General features: G+C 38.2%; 11 protein-coding genes. 6 read left to right on the top strand and 5 right to left on the bottom strand.

What is annotated here, in order from left to right; genetic code table 11:
- Nucleotides 1-32: 32 nt before the first annotated feature.
- Both QX565_RS18200 and QX565_RS18195 read right to left on the bottom strand, forming a co-directional pair.
- Entirely contained in the window at nt 33-1763 is a 1731-nt protein-coding gene (locus QX565_RS18200) for a RagB/SusD family nutrient uptake outer membrane protein (RefSeq protein ID WP_289293819.1), read from the bottom strand.
- Between the two features lie 24 nt (nt 1764-1787).
- Entirely contained in the window at nt 1788-4997 is a 3210-nt protein-coding gene (locus QX565_RS18195) for a SusC/RagA family TonB-linked outer membrane protein (RefSeq protein WP_289293818.1), read from the bottom strand.
- Nucleotides 4998-5526: 529 nt separating this feature from the next.
- On the opposite strand from QX565_RS18195, the gene QX565_RS18190 reads away from it, so the two are divergent.
- The 5 genes from QX565_RS18190 to QX565_RS18170 all read left to right on the top strand — a co-directional run bounded on the left by QX565_RS18190 (nt 5527) and on the right by QX565_RS18170 (nt 11697).
- Nucleotides 5527-7419, top strand: a complete 1893-nt coding sequence (locus tag QX565_RS18190; RefSeq protein WP_289293817.1) for a fimbrillin family protein — start codon at nt 5527-5529, stop codon at nt 7417-7419.
- A gap of 5 nt (nt 7420-7424) precedes the next feature.
- Nucleotides 7425-9311, top strand: coding sequence for a fimbrillin family protein (locus tag QX565_RS18185; protein WP_289293816.1), 1887 nt, complete (start codon nt 7425-7427; stop codon nt 9309-9311).
- A 169-nt stretch (nt 9312-9480) separates the two neighbouring features.
- The gene (locus QX565_RS18180; protein WP_002559826.1) at nt 9481-9945 is read left to right on the top strand and encodes a DUF4494 domain-containing protein; all 465 of its coding nucleotides are present in this window, start codon (nt 9481-9483) and stop codon (nt 9943-9945) included.
- A gap of 94 nt (nt 9946-10039) precedes the next feature.
- Nucleotides 10040-10714: a YggS family pyridoxal phosphate-dependent enzyme gene (locus tag QX565_RS18175; RefSeq protein ID WP_289293815.1), complete on the top strand. Its 675-nt coding sequence runs from the start codon at nt 10040-10042 to the stop codon at nt 10712-10714.
- A gap of 11 nt (nt 10715-10725) precedes the next feature.
- On the top strand, nt 10726-11697 hold the full coding sequence (locus tag QX565_RS18170; RefSeq protein ID WP_221650156.1) for a dihydroorotate dehydrogenase-like protein: 972 nt from the start codon (nt 10726-10728) through the stop codon (nt 11695-11697).
- A gap of 65 nt (nt 11698-11762) precedes the next feature.
- On the opposite strand, the gene QX565_RS18165 is transcribed toward QX565_RS18170, so the two are convergent.
- From QX565_RS18165 to QX565_RS18155, 3 genes are all read right to left on the bottom strand, one after another.
- Nucleotides 11763-13667, bottom strand: coding sequence for a polysaccharide biosynthesis protein (locus QX565_RS18165; RefSeq protein WP_025867153.1), 1905 nt, complete (start codon nt 13665-13667; stop codon nt 11763-11765).
- Nucleotides 13668-13865: 198 nt separating this feature from the next.
- The gene (gene dnaB / locus QX565_RS18160; RefSeq protein ID WP_025867152.1) at nt 13866-15425 is read right to left on the bottom strand and encodes a replicative DNA helicase; all 1560 of its coding nucleotides are present in this window, start codon (nt 15423-15425) and stop codon (nt 13866-13868) included.
- Nucleotides 15426-15716: 291 nt separating this feature from the next.
- A complete protein-coding gene (locus tag QX565_RS18155) occupies nt 15717-16589 on the bottom strand; it encodes a CPBP family intramembrane glutamic endopeptidase (RefSeq protein ID WP_289293813.1) in 873 nt (290 codons plus the stop codon).
- A 168-nt stretch (nt 16590-16757) separates the two neighbouring features.
- On the opposite strand from QX565_RS18155, the gene QX565_RS18150 reads away from it, so the two are divergent.
- Nucleotides 16758-17804, top strand: coding sequence for a leucine-rich repeat protein (locus tag QX565_RS18150; protein ID WP_122201565.1), 1047 nt, complete (start codon nt 16758-16760; stop codon nt 17802-17804).
- Nucleotides 17805-17931: the final 127 nt, after the last annotated feature.

The following is a 17931-nucleotide window of genomic DNA, read 5'->3' as shown; positions in this document are numbered from 1 at the left end:
AAATCAAATCCAATTTATCCTAAAAACAAACCTTAATAACCCGGATTATTCAATGAGCCCAATGCCTTGTTCCGTTGTATTTCCATCAATGGTATCGGAAATAGCTCATGCTTACCTGTTACAAACCGATCTCCTTTACCTGCAGGAAAAGCATTCAATGCATATTTATATTTCTTCGGATCACCATCAGGTAAATTTTCGGTCGACTTCATATACTTATACATGTTCTCCAATGATTCTTTCAAAATACCCCAGCGAATCAGATCATATTTACGAGTACCTTCATAACACAGTTCAAAGCCTCTTTCCCAATACAAAGCGGTTCTGAATTTACCCGCAGGAGTAGAATCATCAATGAAATCAAGATCTATCACTTTCGGTGCTTTATAAATAGCAGCATAATTAGAGAAGTCTTTTTTCAGTTCTGTTATCCCGGCACGCTTTCTAACCATATTTAACAGTTCAACAGCCTCATCGGTTCTATCCAGCTCATTCATAGCTTCAGCTACCATTAATACTACATCCGGATAGCGCAAAACCGCATAATCCACATCCGTATTATTAGGATCTTTAGACATACCTACCCCAATCCATTCTCTTCTCCACTTGCCCGGATAATAGAATTTATTGGAAGGGGTATCCGGACTTGTAGCTGGTTTTTTCGGATCGTAAGGCTTAATATTATATACTTTCTGACTCTTATTATCAATTTTATATTGGCATATATTTACATCCAGACGAATATCATTCTCGTCATAGAAAGAAGCCCACGTAGGAAGGACTACAAAAAAGGAATTAGCACGTCCGTAAATACTGGCCTGGTCTGTTGAAGGACCAATGTAAGTCCCCCACATACCTGCACCGGGAGCTTTCCCGTCGGGAGTGTAGAATGCTATTTCCCAAAGCGTCTCTACCGGTTCATCTACATTCTGGCAATAATTTTTCCAGGCTTGTTCGTATCCTCCGGAATAAAAATTATGGAAACCACTCTTTTTGAAAGCTTCCCATTCTGTCAGGATTGCATTGAAATACTCTTTTCTTTTATCTTCAGACGGGCGTGAGAGTTTAGCATCTGCTTTCAGACTATATCCGGCTCTTTGCAATAATGCCCTCATAGTTAATGCTCTGGCAGCTCCCTGAGTTGCCCGTTCCGGACTTGTATTTACATCAGCCCATGGAAGCTGAGTTCTGGCTATTTCCAGATCCGACATAATCTGATCATAGATTAATTCACGATCTACACGAGGAGAATAAGCATCACTAACTGAAGCCGTATAGGTTGTTTTATACGGAACATCTCCCCAGTTTCTCACCAGCTGTAAAGCTATAAAAGCACGGAGAAAGCAAAGTTCACCTTCATACTTCTTCAATGTTTCATTACCTATAGCATATTCCTTCATTGAACGAATTCCATCCAATGCAAAATTCGCCCTGTCAAGTCCTTTGTATTTTGCATCCCATGTAGATTCTATCCACTGGTTATTTGTTGAAACCATATAATGCGAAATATCACGGCGCAGATTATCCGTATTAGTACCTGATACATAATACATATCATCGGAGGTAGGTATGGCCATTTCTGCTTGCCCGTAATGTCCCATACCTCCTAAAGTGTTGTACACGGCAGCAACAGCCATATTTGCATTAGGAACTGAGACGAAATAATTGGTTGAATCATAATAGGATTCAGGGGTTTCCGTCAATAGATCGGTACAAGATGTCAGTCCGGACATCAGACAGAAGATTGCTATATATTTTTTCATATTATTTTTCATCATTATCAGTTATTAAAAAGTAATGCTTCCACCACAAACAAAAGAACGGCTTCTCGGATATCCTCCCCAGTCCACTCCACGTGTAATTCCATTGCCCATTGTTGAAACTTCCGGGTCAAATCCACTGTATTTAGTAAAGGTATGAATATTATTAGCCGTCAGATATAAACGTAATTTCTTGATAACCTTTGTCTTCTTCAACATACTTGCCGGGAATGTATATCCCAGTGAAATATTATTGATTCGCAAAAACGAGCCATCTTCAATTGCCCATGAGTGCATGAACTTATCGCCATCCTGCATATCACTGTAACAAGCTACTGTTTTACCCGAATTTAAACGTGACAATGCAGTAGGATCAGTAATCTTCTTACCATCCTCTCCAATCGTTACCCAACGGTTCGATGAATTGGCAATATCAAGTACTGTAGTATTTCCTGTTCTTCCGGAAAGAGTATTAGCCAATTTCGTTGCATTCAGAATATCTCCTCCCAAACTGAAGTTAAGGAAAATACTCAAATCGAAACCTTTATAACTGAACGTATTATTCATACCTCCATACAAATAAGGATTTGTATCACCAATGACTGTCCTGTCATTATCATCAATAACCCCTTTGCTCACCCCTTCATCATCTACGTTCTCAAACTTCCAATATCCCGGTTGTGGAGCATTATTCTTATTATAGGGAATACCCTCCTTCAATGTATATTTTTTTGTTGCAGGATCATAATTAAAATCATCCACCTGATATAATCCAACTGTTTTCCAACCATAAATCCGCCCTAATGATTTTCCTACTTCAACGATATAGTTATTCTGATTCCATCCGAATTTAGCTTCTTCCAGAAAACTATCCTGATCGTTTAAGGCGATCACCTTATTTACGTTATGCGATAAGTTCAGATTGGTAATCCATTGAAAATCCTTAGTCTGGATATTAACAGAAGTAATACTGATATCAATACCTTTATTTTCAGTTTCACCAATATTCTGAAGCATTGTGCTAAATCCTGAAGAGGTAGGAATCTTTGTATTTAAAAGCAGATTGGAACTACGGTTTATATAAAATTCCGGAGAGATGGTTAAACGCTGATTAAAAAATCCGAAGTCAAGACCGATATTTAATGTTTTGTTAGCTTCCCACTTCAGATCTTTATTCGGAATCTGTGTAGAGGCAAACCCATTGGTTATTCCTTCTCCATTCGGATAAAAATTGTTATTACTACCCATAATCGGTAATGAAGCATAACTGCTAATTCTATTATTACCAGCCAAACCATATCCTATACGCAACTTCAGATCAGAAAACACATTCAGATTCTTGATAAATGCCTCCTCACCTACACGCCATGCAGCAGATACAGCCGGAAAATATCCCCATTTATTGTTGGCGCCAAATTTTGAAGAACCGTCAGCACGCATGGAAGCAGAAAATAAATATTTATCTGCATACGAATAGTTCACACGCCCAAAGAATGACAAGAGAATGTCATCATCATTATAAGATGATTTTGGAGTTCCCGGAGTAGCTCCCAACGACATATCATTCAAACCGATATCATCATTTGGAAAGTTAGAAGCACTGGCACTGAACCAACGGCTCCAACGTGCCACATATTCTTGTCCCAGCATCACATCATAACTATGTTTTTTTACCTTTCCTGCATACGTCAAAGTATTTGAAGTTGAGAAACTACCTTGTTCATTGTTCTGCAAAGTACCATTAATGCTCGAACGTTTGGCAGTAGAAGAAAGTGCTCCGTAAAATGTTTCCGTACGACGGGTAGAGAAACGGGCTCCTGTAGTATTTTTAAAAGTCAATCCCTTCAATAATTCATAACTCAGACTACCATTGATCTGTATGGTCCGCTGTTCTCTTTTCTTATGTTCCGAGAGGGCTGATATAATAGGATTCTGCATTGCATTCTTATCGTCATCATACAGTGGATCATCATTCTCGACCAACTGCCTGTCATCTCCCAACATACCGGCAGTAGGACGATAAGATAAAATAGATCCCATCTTATTAAATCCATAATTATCACCGGAAGTTCCCATACCATATACCGTAGTATGATCAAATGAAATTGATCCCGAAGCAGTCAACCGGTCATTCGGTTTATGATCAACTTTCAGTTTAGCGTTGTGCTTGCTGCTCCCACTGGCTTTCATCAGCCCTTCTTCATCAAAATAGGCATATGACATGTTATATCGCAACTCTTTTGTTCCTCCGGCAATGCTTACACGGTGGTTTTGCATAACTTTTGTTCCTCCGAAAACCTCTTCCTGCCAATCTATACCTTTACGATTTGCATAATTCTTTTCAATATCGGCAAAGTCACCATATAAATTGGTAAACCCGGTTATATTACCGGCATCTATATCTTCATCCGAGAAGTTTCGTCTTTCATAATCCAGAAACACATACTCCTTTGTTGAGAGCATATCCAACTTACTTGCCAGTTTGGAGAACCCAACATAAGTATCATAAGAAATAGAGAATTTATTATCATTCTTACTGCCAGTTTTGGTAGTAATCACTACCACTCCATTGGCTCCACGTGCTCCATAGACAGCTGTTGAAGAAGCATCTTTTAGAATATTAATAGATTCAACATCTGCAGGGTCTACAGACGAGAGACCATCTTCGCTTGGAAAACCATCAATAATATACAGCGGTTCATTACTTTGCGTAATAGAAATTCCTCCACGTACACGAATAGAGATAGAAGATCCCGGTTCACCTTCATTTTGTGTTACCATTACTCCGGAGACACGTCCTGCCAAAGCTTGGGTGATGTCCGACACAGGTACTTTAGAAAGAGCTTCCGCATCCACAGAAACAACAGATCCTGTAATATCCTTACGGGCCATTCCACCATAACCAATTGCCACTACTTCATCAAGCATTACGGAGCTTGCTCTTAAAGTTACATCAATCTTACTTCTTCCTTTCACCGGTACTTCCTGGGTATCCATTCCTATAAAAGTAAATACCAGTACATCTTTGGAAGGATTGTCGGATTTTAATTTGTAATGACCATCCAGATCGGTAATCGCCCCTACTCCGGGCGCTCCTTTTAAAGTAACATTTGCTCCAATGACTTCCAGACCGTCACTGTCCACCACTTTTCCTGTCACCGTAATACTCTGTGCATACACCACAAGGTTTGTAAGTAGAAGAAATACTACGAAAAGACATCTTGTTTTTCTTTGCATAATAATTAAATATAAAGTTATACATAAAGTTAGAATAAGAAAGGATACAGAGTACGTTTCTTATCGATATTGCAAATATATTAACTCGTTCACACAGGTCAAAATTCAAATGTTTCGGGTTTATTCAAAAAAACAGATTTCCATTTTGTTTTCGTTCGCACAAAGTTAGATATCGTTCATACCGTTATAAATCAACGGTTTCAGAGTCAGTATTCAACGATCTGATAACAGTTCATATATTACTATCATTAGATTATAAATTGTTTTTTTATTCATATTTCGTAGTAACTATCGCTTAAATGAACTTCATATGTAAATAGCAAAGAAAAGTTTTCTTCATAGAAACAGCCCGTTGACTAAAAAAAATGGATTATATTAAATAATAAAATCAAAAAATAAATACAAACAACATTATTTTTAAAATACTACAAACCAAATCATTACAAATTATATTGGAAATCAGATAGATAAAATTTTATTTATAAGATATATTGTATTACATTTACCGGATAACAAACAATAAAACAACATGAAAAACACTCTTAAAAAAGCTGCTAAACATAGTTTAATAGCAGTAACTTCTCTTTTCTATTTTTCCTGTGTTAACAATATTCAACTGTTAGAAGAGCCTACTCCTCTACCTGTTTCGGGTAATATACCCATCACTATTTCCGGACGAATATTACAAGTCCAGGCTCACACACGTATCACTGATAACAAATTCGACAACGACAATGCCATTGGACTTTATGTATTAGCCCAACCGGAAAATCTAAGCGGATCAAGACACATAGAGAATATGCGCCTTACATATTCATCAGACGGATTTACGCCTAAAGAAGAAATATACTATCCTAAAGGAGAAGGTAAATGCGATTTTATCAGTTATTACCCTTATCAGGAGGAGGGAATTATACAAGGAAGTAATCACATAAAAGTCAATGTCAGCACCGACCAAAGTTCAACTACAGAATATAGTAATTCAGATTTCATGGTAGCTAAAGCAACCGGGATCTCCCCAAGCCTGAAGGCCGTAAACTTACAATATAATCACAAGTTATGCCAGTTAAGTATCATTCTACAAGTTTACGAAGAAGAAAATATCAATGAGCTACAGCAGAATGCATCTATCAGTATCAGCAATCTGAATACAAAAGCTACATATAACATGGATACAGAGTTATTCAGCGCATTCAATACCCCACAAAGCATTACTCCAAACGGAAAATGGGAAATAGACGAAGAAAGTCACCAACTTACCGGAAAAAAAGTCATTTTAATACCACAACCTATAACGCCCGATTGCGAATTAACATTGCGGGTTAACAACAAAGTTTATTGTGCATCCATGCCAACGGATCTTACTTTAGAAAGTGAAACCGGTTGCGAACTTTTACTCAGATATGACTCAAGGGTAGGAATAGGAGGAATCACAACATCTATAAGTGATTGGAAACCAGGCAGCAGTGGTAGTACAGATCTTGACGAAAAAGTTGATAATAGCTCGGTAACTGTTTCTGACTTAAATTTTGAGAAAACCGGTATATACAACCTGACAACTTCATCGGATATAGTGATCGGAGAGATCTGTAAAGAATACCTGTTAGGTGATAATATCGATGCACAAGCTATTGTTTTATATCCTACAAACAATTCAAACAAAGGAACTGTACTACAAATACTTGGTGAAATTCAAAATATACATGGAGGAAATATCAACTGGGATAAAACAAATAATTCATTTACCTACATAGCTGGAAATAAAGCTCCAATAGAACAAATTTATGTAGACGAAAATGGAAATATAATCTTTGAAAAAAGTGAGGACGTACAACAAATTCAAGCCAAAGAAAGTGTGTTAACAGATATCAGAGGTGCCGAAACAAATATTTATCCAATTGTAAAAATAGGTACTCAATACTGGATGCAGGAGAATCTGAAGACAACTAAGTATAATGATGCGACTTCCATTACCAATAATACAAACAATCTGAAGAATACAACAGCAGGTTATTACCTATCATATTCTAACTATTTCTATAACCAGGCAGCTATTACTACAGGTAAGATGGCTCCTCAAGGATGGAAACTACCAGATAATACAGAATGGGAGAAATTAAAAAACTATATTAAAGATGAAGCTGCGGTATTGAAGACAGATACATGGACATCCTATAATAGTATATCCCAAGCTAATAATAAAACCGGATTTAACGGAAGCCCAATTGGTATTTATTCTAAATCCGATAAGGGTCTGTATAGTTATAGTTATTCTAAAGAGCTTGTAGGTTATTGGAGCATAAAAAAAGAAAACCAAACACCTGATGATAAAAGTTTTTCTCTCAGCTATAAACTAAATGAAACAGGAGGAGTCAAAAACTCCGATTACTGTGCCTATTCCATACGTTGCCTAAAAGAGTAACACATATGAATACCTATATCCAGACAATAATTCGTACAAATATCATTGCATTGAGTGCTTTGATAGCCAGTTCGTGTGTCAACAGCATCGGAGAAGAAGAAAAAGAAAAGACTTCTATTACTCCCAGTGATATTCCTATCAAAATATCGGCAAAAACACTCCATACTCAAATTTACCAAAAAGAGTGTAATGAAGCTATTGGAATATATGTTCTGGTATCACCTGCGACTTTGAGTAAAGAACGTTATGTATCAAACAAACGTTTTAGTTGTACAGCCTCAGGATTTACTTCTGATGAAGAAATATATTATCCGGCAGAAAAGATAAAATGTGATTTTATTAGTTATTACCCTTATCAGAAAGCAGGTATTACAGAGGAGAAAAATACGATAGATCTAACCGTATGTACGGATCAGAGTTCAATAGCCAGCTATAACAATTCTGATTTCATGACCGCACAAGTTAGTAATGTCGCTTCGGGTAAAAAGAATGTAGAATTGCCTCATATACACCAACTATGCCAACTAACTATCAGAATCAAGCCAACAGGAGGATATGATATAAATGCACTTAAAAAGAATAATCCCTCAATTCGCATAAATGACGTCTTCACACAAGCCAGATATGATTTTGAAACAAAGGAATTTTCTTTGCTCAATGAAATTCAAAATATTCTTCCAAACGGTGAATGGAGCATCGATAATGGAACATTAATTGGAAAAAGAAGTATATTAATTCCACAAACGATAGCAGCAGGAACAGAGATACTCACGCTATCTGCAGATTCTAAACGTTATGAATGTCAGCTTGCCGAGAATTACGAATTAGGAAGTGGTACTTCCTGTGAACTTACAATACTGTACAATCCGCAACAAGGAATAAGTGGAATAATACCAGACATTAATGACTGGAAAGAAGGAAACAAAAGTGAAATCACTCCCGTTGAAAAAGTAGAAAAGACATGTATCTCAATTAGCGATTTTGATTTTGAACAAAGTTCTGTATACAACATCACCTCTGATGGAAAAATAGTAGCAGAAGTTTGCAAGGAATATTTATCTGCTTCCGAAATACATGCACAAGCGATTGTTATCTATCCTGTAAAAGATGGAAAAAGTGACTGGACAAAAGGAACCGTACTTCAGATAATCAGTGATGACAATGCAGTACATGGTGGTAAAGTGATGTGGCACAGTGATACAAACACATTAAGTTACACTCCCGGCAACCAGCGTCCAATCTCTTCTTTCTATATCACCTCTGATTTATCAATTACATTTATACCTCCCATCGATCCGGTATTACTGTCTATTAAAAAGAAGATATTGTCCGACGTCAGAGGAAGTGAAATAATCACGTATCCCATTGTAAAAATCGGGACTCAATATTGGACCAGAAAAGATCTTCGGACAACATTATACAATGACGGAAAGAAAATCACTTTAAAAACAGCTACCAATTATTCTAAAAGCTCTGCCGGATATTTCAAAGAGTCCACATTTATTTTCTATAATAAAGCAGTTGTTGTCACCGGAAAGTTAGCTCCCAAAGGATGGAAAATAGCCGATAATAGTGCCTGGGAACTATTAAAAATATACATCGAAGGAGACGGAGCAGTTCTGAAAGGAGATGATTTATGGGAAAAATCCGGATTCATATCTTCCAATGCAACAGGGTTCAATGCTATTGCCACCGGCATCTTTACTAAAGTAAAAGAGAACGATTCCAGTATCTATCAATTTGCCAGGAAATATACTGCCTATTGGAATATGGGAGCCACCCAAAAAGCAGTAGCAGAAAACGGTGTTCTTCTGAGGTATGACACGCATGAAATTAAAGGAGCAGCCTATTCAGATTATTGTGGATATTCAGTGCGATGTGTAGTTGAGTAAGTAAGTTCATCCCGAAAAAAGACTTTAAAACCTGCTTTATTTGTGATAAATTCTTTTGTTTATAGATGCAGAAAGATGTTTTTTGAATTATCTTTGTAGACCATTTAGCCCTATTGGAAAGATAAATGGCAGAAAAATAATATATTAACTAAATAAAAAGCAGAAAAATATGGCAATGCATACTTGGTTTGAGTGCAAAATCCGTTACGAAAAACTAATGGAAAACGGAATGAATAAAAAGGTAACCGAACCCTATTTGGTAGATGCACTCAGCTTTACAGAAGCAGAAGCACGCATTATCGAAGAGATGACCCCATTTATCACAGGAGAATTCACCGTTTCAGATATCAAACGCGCCAATTACAGCGAACTATTTCCCAGTGAAGAAGAGTCGGCAGACCGCTGGTTCAAATGCAAACTCATCTTTGTCACTCTGGACGAAAAAAGTGGTGCTGAGAAAAAAACATCCACACAGGTATTAGTGCAGGCATCTGACTTACGTGATGCTGTGAAAAAACTGGATGAAGGAATGAAAGGTACAATGGCTGATTACCAAATTGGCTCTGTAGCCGAGACTGCCATTATGGACGTATATCCATACAGTGCAGGACCTAATGATAAACCGGAAGTTTAATTGATATATGATTTTTGAATTATGGTTTATGAATTCATACACCGGAGTTTTTCATAAATCATAATTCATAAATCATAATTTATAAATCAACAATATGAGTGTTGCGGAGAATCTAAGAGAAGTATTGACCGAACTACCTTCAGGAGTCCGGTTGGTTGCTGTTTCGAAATTCCATCCCAGTGAAGCGATAGAAGAAGCTTATAATGCGGGACAGCGTATTTTCGGAGAAAGCAAAGTACAGGAGATGACTGCCAAACACGAGAGCTTACCCAAGGATATCGAATGGCATTTCATCGGACATTTGCAAACAAACAAAATTAAATATATGGCTCCTTATGTAGCCATGATTCATGGTATCGACTCATATAAGCTGCTTGTAGAAGTCAATAAACAAGCTGCCAAAGTTGAACGTACCATTAAGTGCCTGTTGCAATTGCATATAGCACAAGAAGAGACAAAGTTTGGTTTCAGCACTGAAGAATGCAGGGAGATGTTGTCTGCCGGAACATGGAAAGAACTGAAAAACGTACAGATATGCGGACTTATGGGCATGGCCAGCAACACAGATGATGTTGAACAAATAGACCGGGAATTCTGTTCTTTAAATAGTTTTTTCAAAGAATTGAAAGCTACTTACTTCTCTCATTCAGACACTTTTTGTGAACTATCTATGGGTATGTCACATGATTATCCTCAGGCTATTGCCGAAGGAAGTACACTTGTACGGATAGGAAGCAAGATTTTTGGAGAAAGAGACTATAACATTTAAAATTATCTACTATGACCGATTTAAAAACTACTTTTGCCGGGCTTCAACTTAAGAATCCCATTATCATTAGCAGTTCGGGACTAACCAATAGTGCCGGAAAAAACAAGAAGTTGGCCGAAGCAGGAGCCGGAGCCATCGTATTGAAATCGCTTTTTGAGGAGCAGATACTTATTGAAGCTGATCAGCTTAAAGATCCCACATATTCTGAGGGTAATGATTATCTGGCTGATTATATCAGAGAACATAAACTGGCCGAATATCTGGAACTGATCAAAGAAAGCAAGAAAGTATGTGATATTCCAATCATCGCAAGTATCAACTGTTATACAGATACAGAATGGATTGATTTTGCAAAGCAGATGGAAGAAGCCGGTGCGGATGCATTGGAAATTAATATCCTCGCAGTGCAATCGGACATTCAATATCAATATGGCTCGTTTGAACAACGCCATATTGATATTCTGAGTCATATTAAAAAAGTCGTTAAGATTCCTGTAATCATGAAACTGGGTGATAACCTGACCAATCCTGTGGCGCTCATTGACCAACTTTATGCTAACGGCGCAGCAGCAGTTGTATTGTTCAACCGTTTTTACCAGCCGGATATTGATATTGAAAAGATGGAACATATCTCCGGAAATGTATTCAGTAGTGCTTCCGACTTATCCAAAACACTTCGTTGGGTAGGAATTGCTTCTTCAATGGTTGATAAGATCGATTACGCAGCATCCGGAGGGGTACACAAACCTGCAGCTGTAGTAAAGGCGATTCTGGCAGGAGCATCAGCTGTAGAAGTATGTAGTACAATCTACCAAAATACCAACATGTATATTGGAGAAATGACCCGTTTCCTGGCCACATGGATGGAACAGAAAGGGTTTAAAAGTATTGCACAGTTTAAGGGAAAATTAAATGCAAAAGATGTGCAAGGCATCAATATGTGGGAACGTACTCAATTCTTGAAATACTTCTCCAACAAATAGAGAATAAAAAAATAGCTGCGTTATTTTTGTAACACAGCTATTTTTTTATCCTTTATTTTTGCCTATTAGTTCTTCTTATCCAACGCTTCAAAACAAGAGTTCTTACTTACAAATTCGGGAACAATATCCTTCATTGCTGCTACAATCTTCATCTGATCGTACGTATAACTCATTTCAATTAAATTCTGGATACGCTCTTTTACTTCATCATAATCATACTCGCGGACGGTAGCAATCATAATCTTATCGTGATAGGTAGGTTTTGTCAACTCCTTCACGTTCAAAAGTTCCTCATATAACTTTTCTCCATGCCGTAATCCGGTAAACTCTATTTTTACATCTGTACGCCCCGAAAGACTAATCATACGCTTAGCCAAATCAACAATCTTAACCGGTTTGCCCATGTCGAAGATATAAATCTCCCCGCCATTTCCCATACTTCCGGCTTCAAGTACCAATCTACAAGCTTCAGGAATAGTCATAAAATAACGAATAATTTCAGGGTGAGTCACAGTTACAGGACCTCCGCGCTGAATCTGATCACGAAAACGAGGAATAACAGAGCCATTAGAGCCTAATACATTTCCAAAACGAGTAGTGATAAATTGTACGGTTCCCTCTCCTTTTTCCTGTAATTTCTTAGCTAAAGACTGCACATAAATCTCACAAATACGTTTGGAACATCCCATCACATTCGTTGGATTTACAGCCTTATCAGTAGAGATCATCACAAACTTCTCTGCACCGTATTTTACAGCAAAATCAGCTAAAATACGTGTACCTGCTACGTTTACCTGAATAGACTCGGACACATTATCCTCCATCATTGGCACATGTTTGTAGGCAGCTGCATGGAATATATATTGAGGCTTATATTCACGGAAAATAGCTTCAATACGGGTCGGATTAGAAATATCTGCTACGATTGTCTCAGCATCAATATCTCTCCATCGATCCTGCAATTCAAGACGAATATCATGCAATGGTGTCTCTGCCTGATCTACCAGAATAAGTTTATAAGGATTAAAAGAAGCTACCTGACGCATTATCTCACTACCGATAGAACCGGCTGCACCGGTAATCATCACCCTTTTTCCTTCAAGATGAGAAGCAATCTTATGAATATCCACTTCAATCGGTTCGCGTTGCAAAAGGTCTTCAATCTGGATTTCCTTCAACTGAGTACGATTCAAAGGCTGTCCACCCCACTCACTCAAAGGAGGTGCAGTAAGTAGTTTTATATTATGAGCCAACAAACGATCTGCTATGTCCGTTTTCTTCAACTGATCCATCTTAGCCGGAGAAATGATAATGGTGTTCACATCGCGATCCTCCAACCTCTCAATCAGCGTATCATCATTGGGATACACCTTCACTCCCATCATAATCTTATCAATCAATTCCGGTTCGTCGGCAATAAAACCACGCAAACGATAATGATTACGTAAATTCACACGAAGTGACTTGGCTATATTTACACCTACTTCTTTTGCACCATAAATAAATACATTAACTGTCTGGCTACGATCAAAATTAATGATTTCAAAAAACATTTTAACCACAATGCGCGAACAAGCCATCAGAGCAAAATTTATGACATACGCCATAAACAACACACTTACCGGAGCTATCTTTACATTGAAATATGTATCCAGAAGAACACTCGTAACCATCAACGTCCCATATGATACGGTGAGGGATACGAAAATGCGCATAATATCAACAAATGAAGAAAAACGCAGTACATTGGAATACGTACGAAATACCCGGAAAAATACCAGATTAACAATTACTGTCCAGAGAATAGTCTTATCAATAGTAGAAGAGTCTAAAAAAATACTACGAAAATCATAACGGAGCGCATATGACAACATACACGAAGATACAATAATAAAGACATCAATCAACAGAATAGTCCAAATAGGCAACACCTTTGAGGAAAGGTATCGATGAAAAAATCTTGGTTTCATTCTTTTTACAGTTTTTTGTTTTAGGCGTTGCAAAGATACATTATTTTTATCAACCACCGCTTTATTTTACAAAATAATAAAAAATCTTTTGTGTTTCCCTACAAATCAATAGAAACCGAAAATAATAAAAAAAGTGTAATAAACGCATTGAAATTCAATGATTCCAATGCGTTTATTACATTCTCAAAAACTTACTAATCAGAAAGGCAAAGGTCCTTCATCTCCTCCACCAAACGGATTGGCACTTTGTGGAGCAAAATCGGGTACAGGCGGCGGAACATTACCGGAGCTACTATTCATACGCGAGCCAAGTACAGGCATCGCCCCTGCATCGGGCACAGGTATTACCATATCATCATCCGGATTCTGGAAACGAGTATATTCACCTTTAAATCGCAACAGAACATCACCCACAGCACCATTACGATGCTTTGCAATAATTATTTCGGCCATACCACGAAGATCATTTCCATGATCGTCCTGAAATATTTTGTAATACTCCGGACGGTGAATAAAACATACCATATCGGCATCCTGCTCAATGGCTCCGGATTCACGAAGGTCACTCAACTGAGGACGTTTTCCTTCAATACCCTCACGATTTTCTACACCACGATTCAACTGTGACAGAGCAATAATAGGAATGTTCAACTCTTTGGCAAGCCCTTTGAGCGAACGAGAGATAGTACTAACCTCTTCCTGACGGCTACCAAAAGCCATACCACTGGCATTCATCAGCTGAAGGTAGTCAATAATAATGATTCTTACACCATGCTCACGTACCAGACGGCGTGCCTTTGTACGAAGCTCAAACACGGATAGAGAAGGCGTATCATCTACATAAAGCGGTGCGTCGATCAGGTCTTTCAGTTTATAGTCCAACTGTTGCCACTCATATGCAGCAAGCTGTCCGCTCTTGATCTTTTCACTGGGTATTTCGCACACATTGGAGATAAGACGGTTCACCAACTGTACATTGCTCATTTCAAGCGAAAACAATGCAACTGGATTACGGAAATTGACAGCTATGTTCTTCGCCATGGAAAGCACAAAAGCCGTTTTACCCATAGCCGGACGGGCAGCAATAATAATGAGGTCGGAATTCTGCCAACCGGAAGTCATCTTATCCAGTTTAGTGAAACCACTCTCCAAACCACTTAATCCATCGGCACGGGCAGCAGCTTTCTGAATCAACTGATACGCTTCGCTAATCACCGGATTGATCTGCGTATAGTCCTTTTTCATATTCCGCTGCGAAATTTCAAAGAGCTTTCCTTCGGCTTCCTGCATCAAATCATCCACATCGAGCGTTTCGTCAAACGCTTTACTTTGAATGCCACTGGTAAAAGTAATAAGCTCACGTGCCAGATACTTTTGTGCAATGATACGGGCATGATATTCAATATGCGCAGAAGAGGCTACTTTACTACTCAGCTGTGTGATATAAAACGGACCACCTACTTCTTTCAAATCACCCCGTTTGGCAAGTTGTTCTTTTACCGTGAGAATATCCACCGGCTGCTGGTTGACTGCCAGATCGGTTATAGCAGCATAGATCAACTGATGACGATGTTCATAGAATGATTCCGGACGAAGTATTTCACTCACCAAAGAATAAGCATCTTTCTCGATCATCAAAGCACCCAATACAGCCTCTTCCAGTTCCGGCGCCTGAGGCTGAATACGTCCGTAATCAGTTATAGGTTGTGGAGTTTTGGATTTGGTATTACGTGGAGTTCTTTTGGGTTGTTCAGCCATCTTTATATTTACTATTTAAATTCTATTCATTTACAATCTAATCCTTAAGCACACTGCCAGTATGCAAAGGGGGTGACAAAGATAGAAAATAAAAATGAGACTGATAGCAGAATAAGATAGCAAGACTGATAAGAAATATCTATTTGCAACCTAATAATGTGTATTTAACATTTGTATATCTACACCATTAAAGTACGTACTTTATCCATATAAACTATGCATTTTAACTGTGCGTTAATTACCTATTTAACACTGCGTTAAATACGTAATTTTATAAGTAAGAAAACCTATTTATCTGCATTTTCTTCTTTCAAAGTACCAGATAATACTTCCCGTCAGTACAATCATCAGTATCGTACAGATGATAGATCCCTCAAAGCCAAAAGTACCGCCGTTCAAAATGGTATTCTCTGGCAGTTGCAGCTGTAACAGTGGCGGACAAAGCTCAATCCCGCTTACTTTATACCCCAACACAGGACCTTGCAACCAATTCCAGAACAGATGTAACGAAATCGGGAACCAGAGATTACGGGTATAGAGAAAAGCAACTCCGAGCAGACAGCCAGCCAACACAAGATTCAGCATGGGAAGAAAAGCTACATTCGGATTGAAAAGATGCATCAGAGAAAATAACACAGACGAAATCAGCAACGAAAGGAATTTGTTAAGCCTCGTCCGCAGCAACCGTCCCAAAACATAGCCACGAATCATTATTTCTTCTGTAAAGGCAACAAGAATACAGACACCGAAACTCCCCGCCAGATTGGTAAAGCTAAAATGAACTCCCATAATCCTGACCTCTCCCAATGCTAATGAAAGTCCGAATCCAATACCATACAGGAGTACAGCCACCAACAATCCATACAAGAAGTCTTTCCAACGCCCCCGGATACTAAGTCCTAAATCAGAAAACGGACGATAATCGCAATACTTAAGAACAAACAAAGCAGGAAGGACACTGGCCAGCAAACTGGCTGTCTGAATAACTGCGTATTGGGACAGTGTATACGATCCATGTACCCCCGAAAGCCCCAAACCAAGATAAGCAGCCACAGAAAGCACCATGGAAAGAAAGAAATATAATCCTATATAAACAGACAGACTGATAAGTACATGAACCCCTGTCCTGGGATTTTCCTGGCGGATAGCATTTTCTTGTTCCATATATAATAATTTACTTAGAGTATGCCACAATCATATAGCCTTATAGTAAAACTATGCCCACTGCCGCATTATTAATTGTTAAGCCGGAAGCAAAAATAACTATAAAAAACAAAAAGAGAGGCGTGTTCTCCCTTTTTTCTGTATATTTGTCTAAATAAAAGCTCACTCATGAAAATAAAACATTTATTTATAGGTCTGCTCCTGGCTGCAACGACACCGGGAATTATGGCGCAACCTATTAAAAAACAGTATTTTGTATCCAAAGCAGGAACATTGATTTCAATGATGACCGAAGACGAAGCAAACAGTGTTACTCATCTTACACTGACAGGAAAAATCAATGCAGAAGACTTCAGGCACCTGCGGGATGAATTTAAAAACTTAGAAGTACTCGATATCTCAAATGCAGAGATCAAAATGTATACAGGAAAAGCCGGAACACATCCCGACAAATTCTATGTATATATGCCCAACTTTATTCCTGCATATGCATTCTGCCAGGTAGTAAACGGACAACCTCAAGGAAAGATGTCATTGAAAAAAGTGGTTCTTTCAGAAAAGATCAAGAACATCGAAGATGCTGCTTTTAAGGGTTGCAGTAATCTTGCTATTTGCCAGATCAGAAAGAAAACGCCGCCCAATCTCCTTCCGGAAGGGTTGGCAGACAGTATTACTGCCATTTTCGTCCCATTAGGTAGCAGCGACGGATACAAAATAAAGGATAACTGGAAATCATTTGCCTTCATCGAAGGAGAACCACAGGAAGCTACTTTGCAAGTGGGTGCAATGAGTAGTCTGGAGAGTGAAATACAAAAGGCAGGCTTACAGCCCAAAGATATCAACTTCCTCACAATTGAAGGTAAATTGGACAACAACGACTTCAAACTAATCAGAGACTACATGCCCAACCTCGTTGCTGTAGATATTGCAAAAACAAATGCAACTTCTATTCCGGATTTTACATTCTCTCAAAAAAAATATTTGCTTCGTATAAAATTGCCCCACGGACTAAAGGTGATCGGCCAACGTGTATTTAGCAATTGCGGCAGATTATGTGGTACGGTAGAGTTACCCGCCAGTGTAACCGCTATTGAATTCGGTGCATTTATGGGATGTGATAATCTACGGCATGTGGTAGCTACAGGAGATAAAATTACAACATTGGGTGATAATCTATTTGGCGACGGGGTAGAAAACAAGTTGATATACAAGTAGGAATCGAGAAAATTAATAAAGAAACATCAGAGTGACTTAATACAGATTTACTTTACACCGTTTTAACATTATAAAAATTCATATGGCAAGTAAAGTATTTCCTCGTTGTAGGTATAGTTTAGATTTT

This window comes from Bacteroides sp. 41_26 (genome assembly GCF_949740115.1).
GTDB classification, from domain to species: domain Bacteria; phylum Bacteroidota; class Bacteroidia; order Bacteroidales; family Bacteroidaceae; genus Bacteroides; species Bacteroides nordii.
The sequence above is the reverse complement of the archived record's forward strand: the minus strand, read 5'-3'. Positions and strand labels throughout refer to the sequence as shown.

What these genes read in the sequence shown, in the direction of transcription:
- QX565_RS18200 (WP_289293819.1), bottom strand. Translation starts at nt 1,763, where the DNA reads ATGAAAAAATATATAGCAATCTTCTGTCTGATGTCCGGACTGACATCT.
- QX565_RS18195 (WP_289293818.1), bottom strand. Translation starts at nt 4,997, where the DNA reads ATGCAAAGAAAAACAAGATGTCTTTTCGTAGTATTTCTTCTACTTACA.
- QX565_RS18190 (WP_289293817.1), top strand. Translation starts at nt 5,527, where the DNA reads ATGAAAAACACTCTTAAAAAAGCTGCTAAACATAGTTTAATAGCAGTA.
- QX565_RS18185 (WP_289293816.1), top strand. Translation starts at nt 7,425, where the DNA reads ATGAATACCTATATCCAGACAATAATTCGTACAAATATCATTGCATTG.
- QX565_RS18180 (WP_002559826.1), top strand. Translation starts at nt 9,481, where the DNA reads ATGGCAATGCATACTTGGTTTGAGTGCAAAATCCGTTACGAAAAACTA.
- QX565_RS18175 (WP_289293815.1), top strand. Translation starts at nt 10,040, where the DNA reads ATGAGTGTTGCGGAGAATCTAAGAGAAGTATTGACCGAACTACCTTCA.
- QX565_RS18170 (WP_221650156.1), top strand. Translation starts at nt 10,726, where the DNA reads ATGACCGATTTAAAAACTACTTTTGCCGGGCTTCAACTTAAGAATCCC.
- QX565_RS18165 (WP_025867153.1), bottom strand. Translation starts at nt 13,667, where the DNA reads ATGAAACCAAGATTTTTTCATCGATACCTTTCCTCAAAGGTGTTGCCT.
- dnaB (WP_025867152.1), bottom strand. Translation starts at nt 15,425, where the DNA reads ATGGCTGAACAACCCAAAAGAACTCCACGTAATACCAAATCCAAAACT.
- QX565_RS18155 (WP_289293813.1), bottom strand. Translation starts at nt 16,589, where the DNA reads ATGGAACAAGAAAATGCTATCCGCCAGGAAAATCCCAGGACAGGGGTT.
- QX565_RS18150 (WP_122201565.1), top strand. Translation starts at nt 16,758, where the DNA reads ATGAAAATAAAACATTTATTTATAGGTCTGCTCCTGGCTGCAACGACA.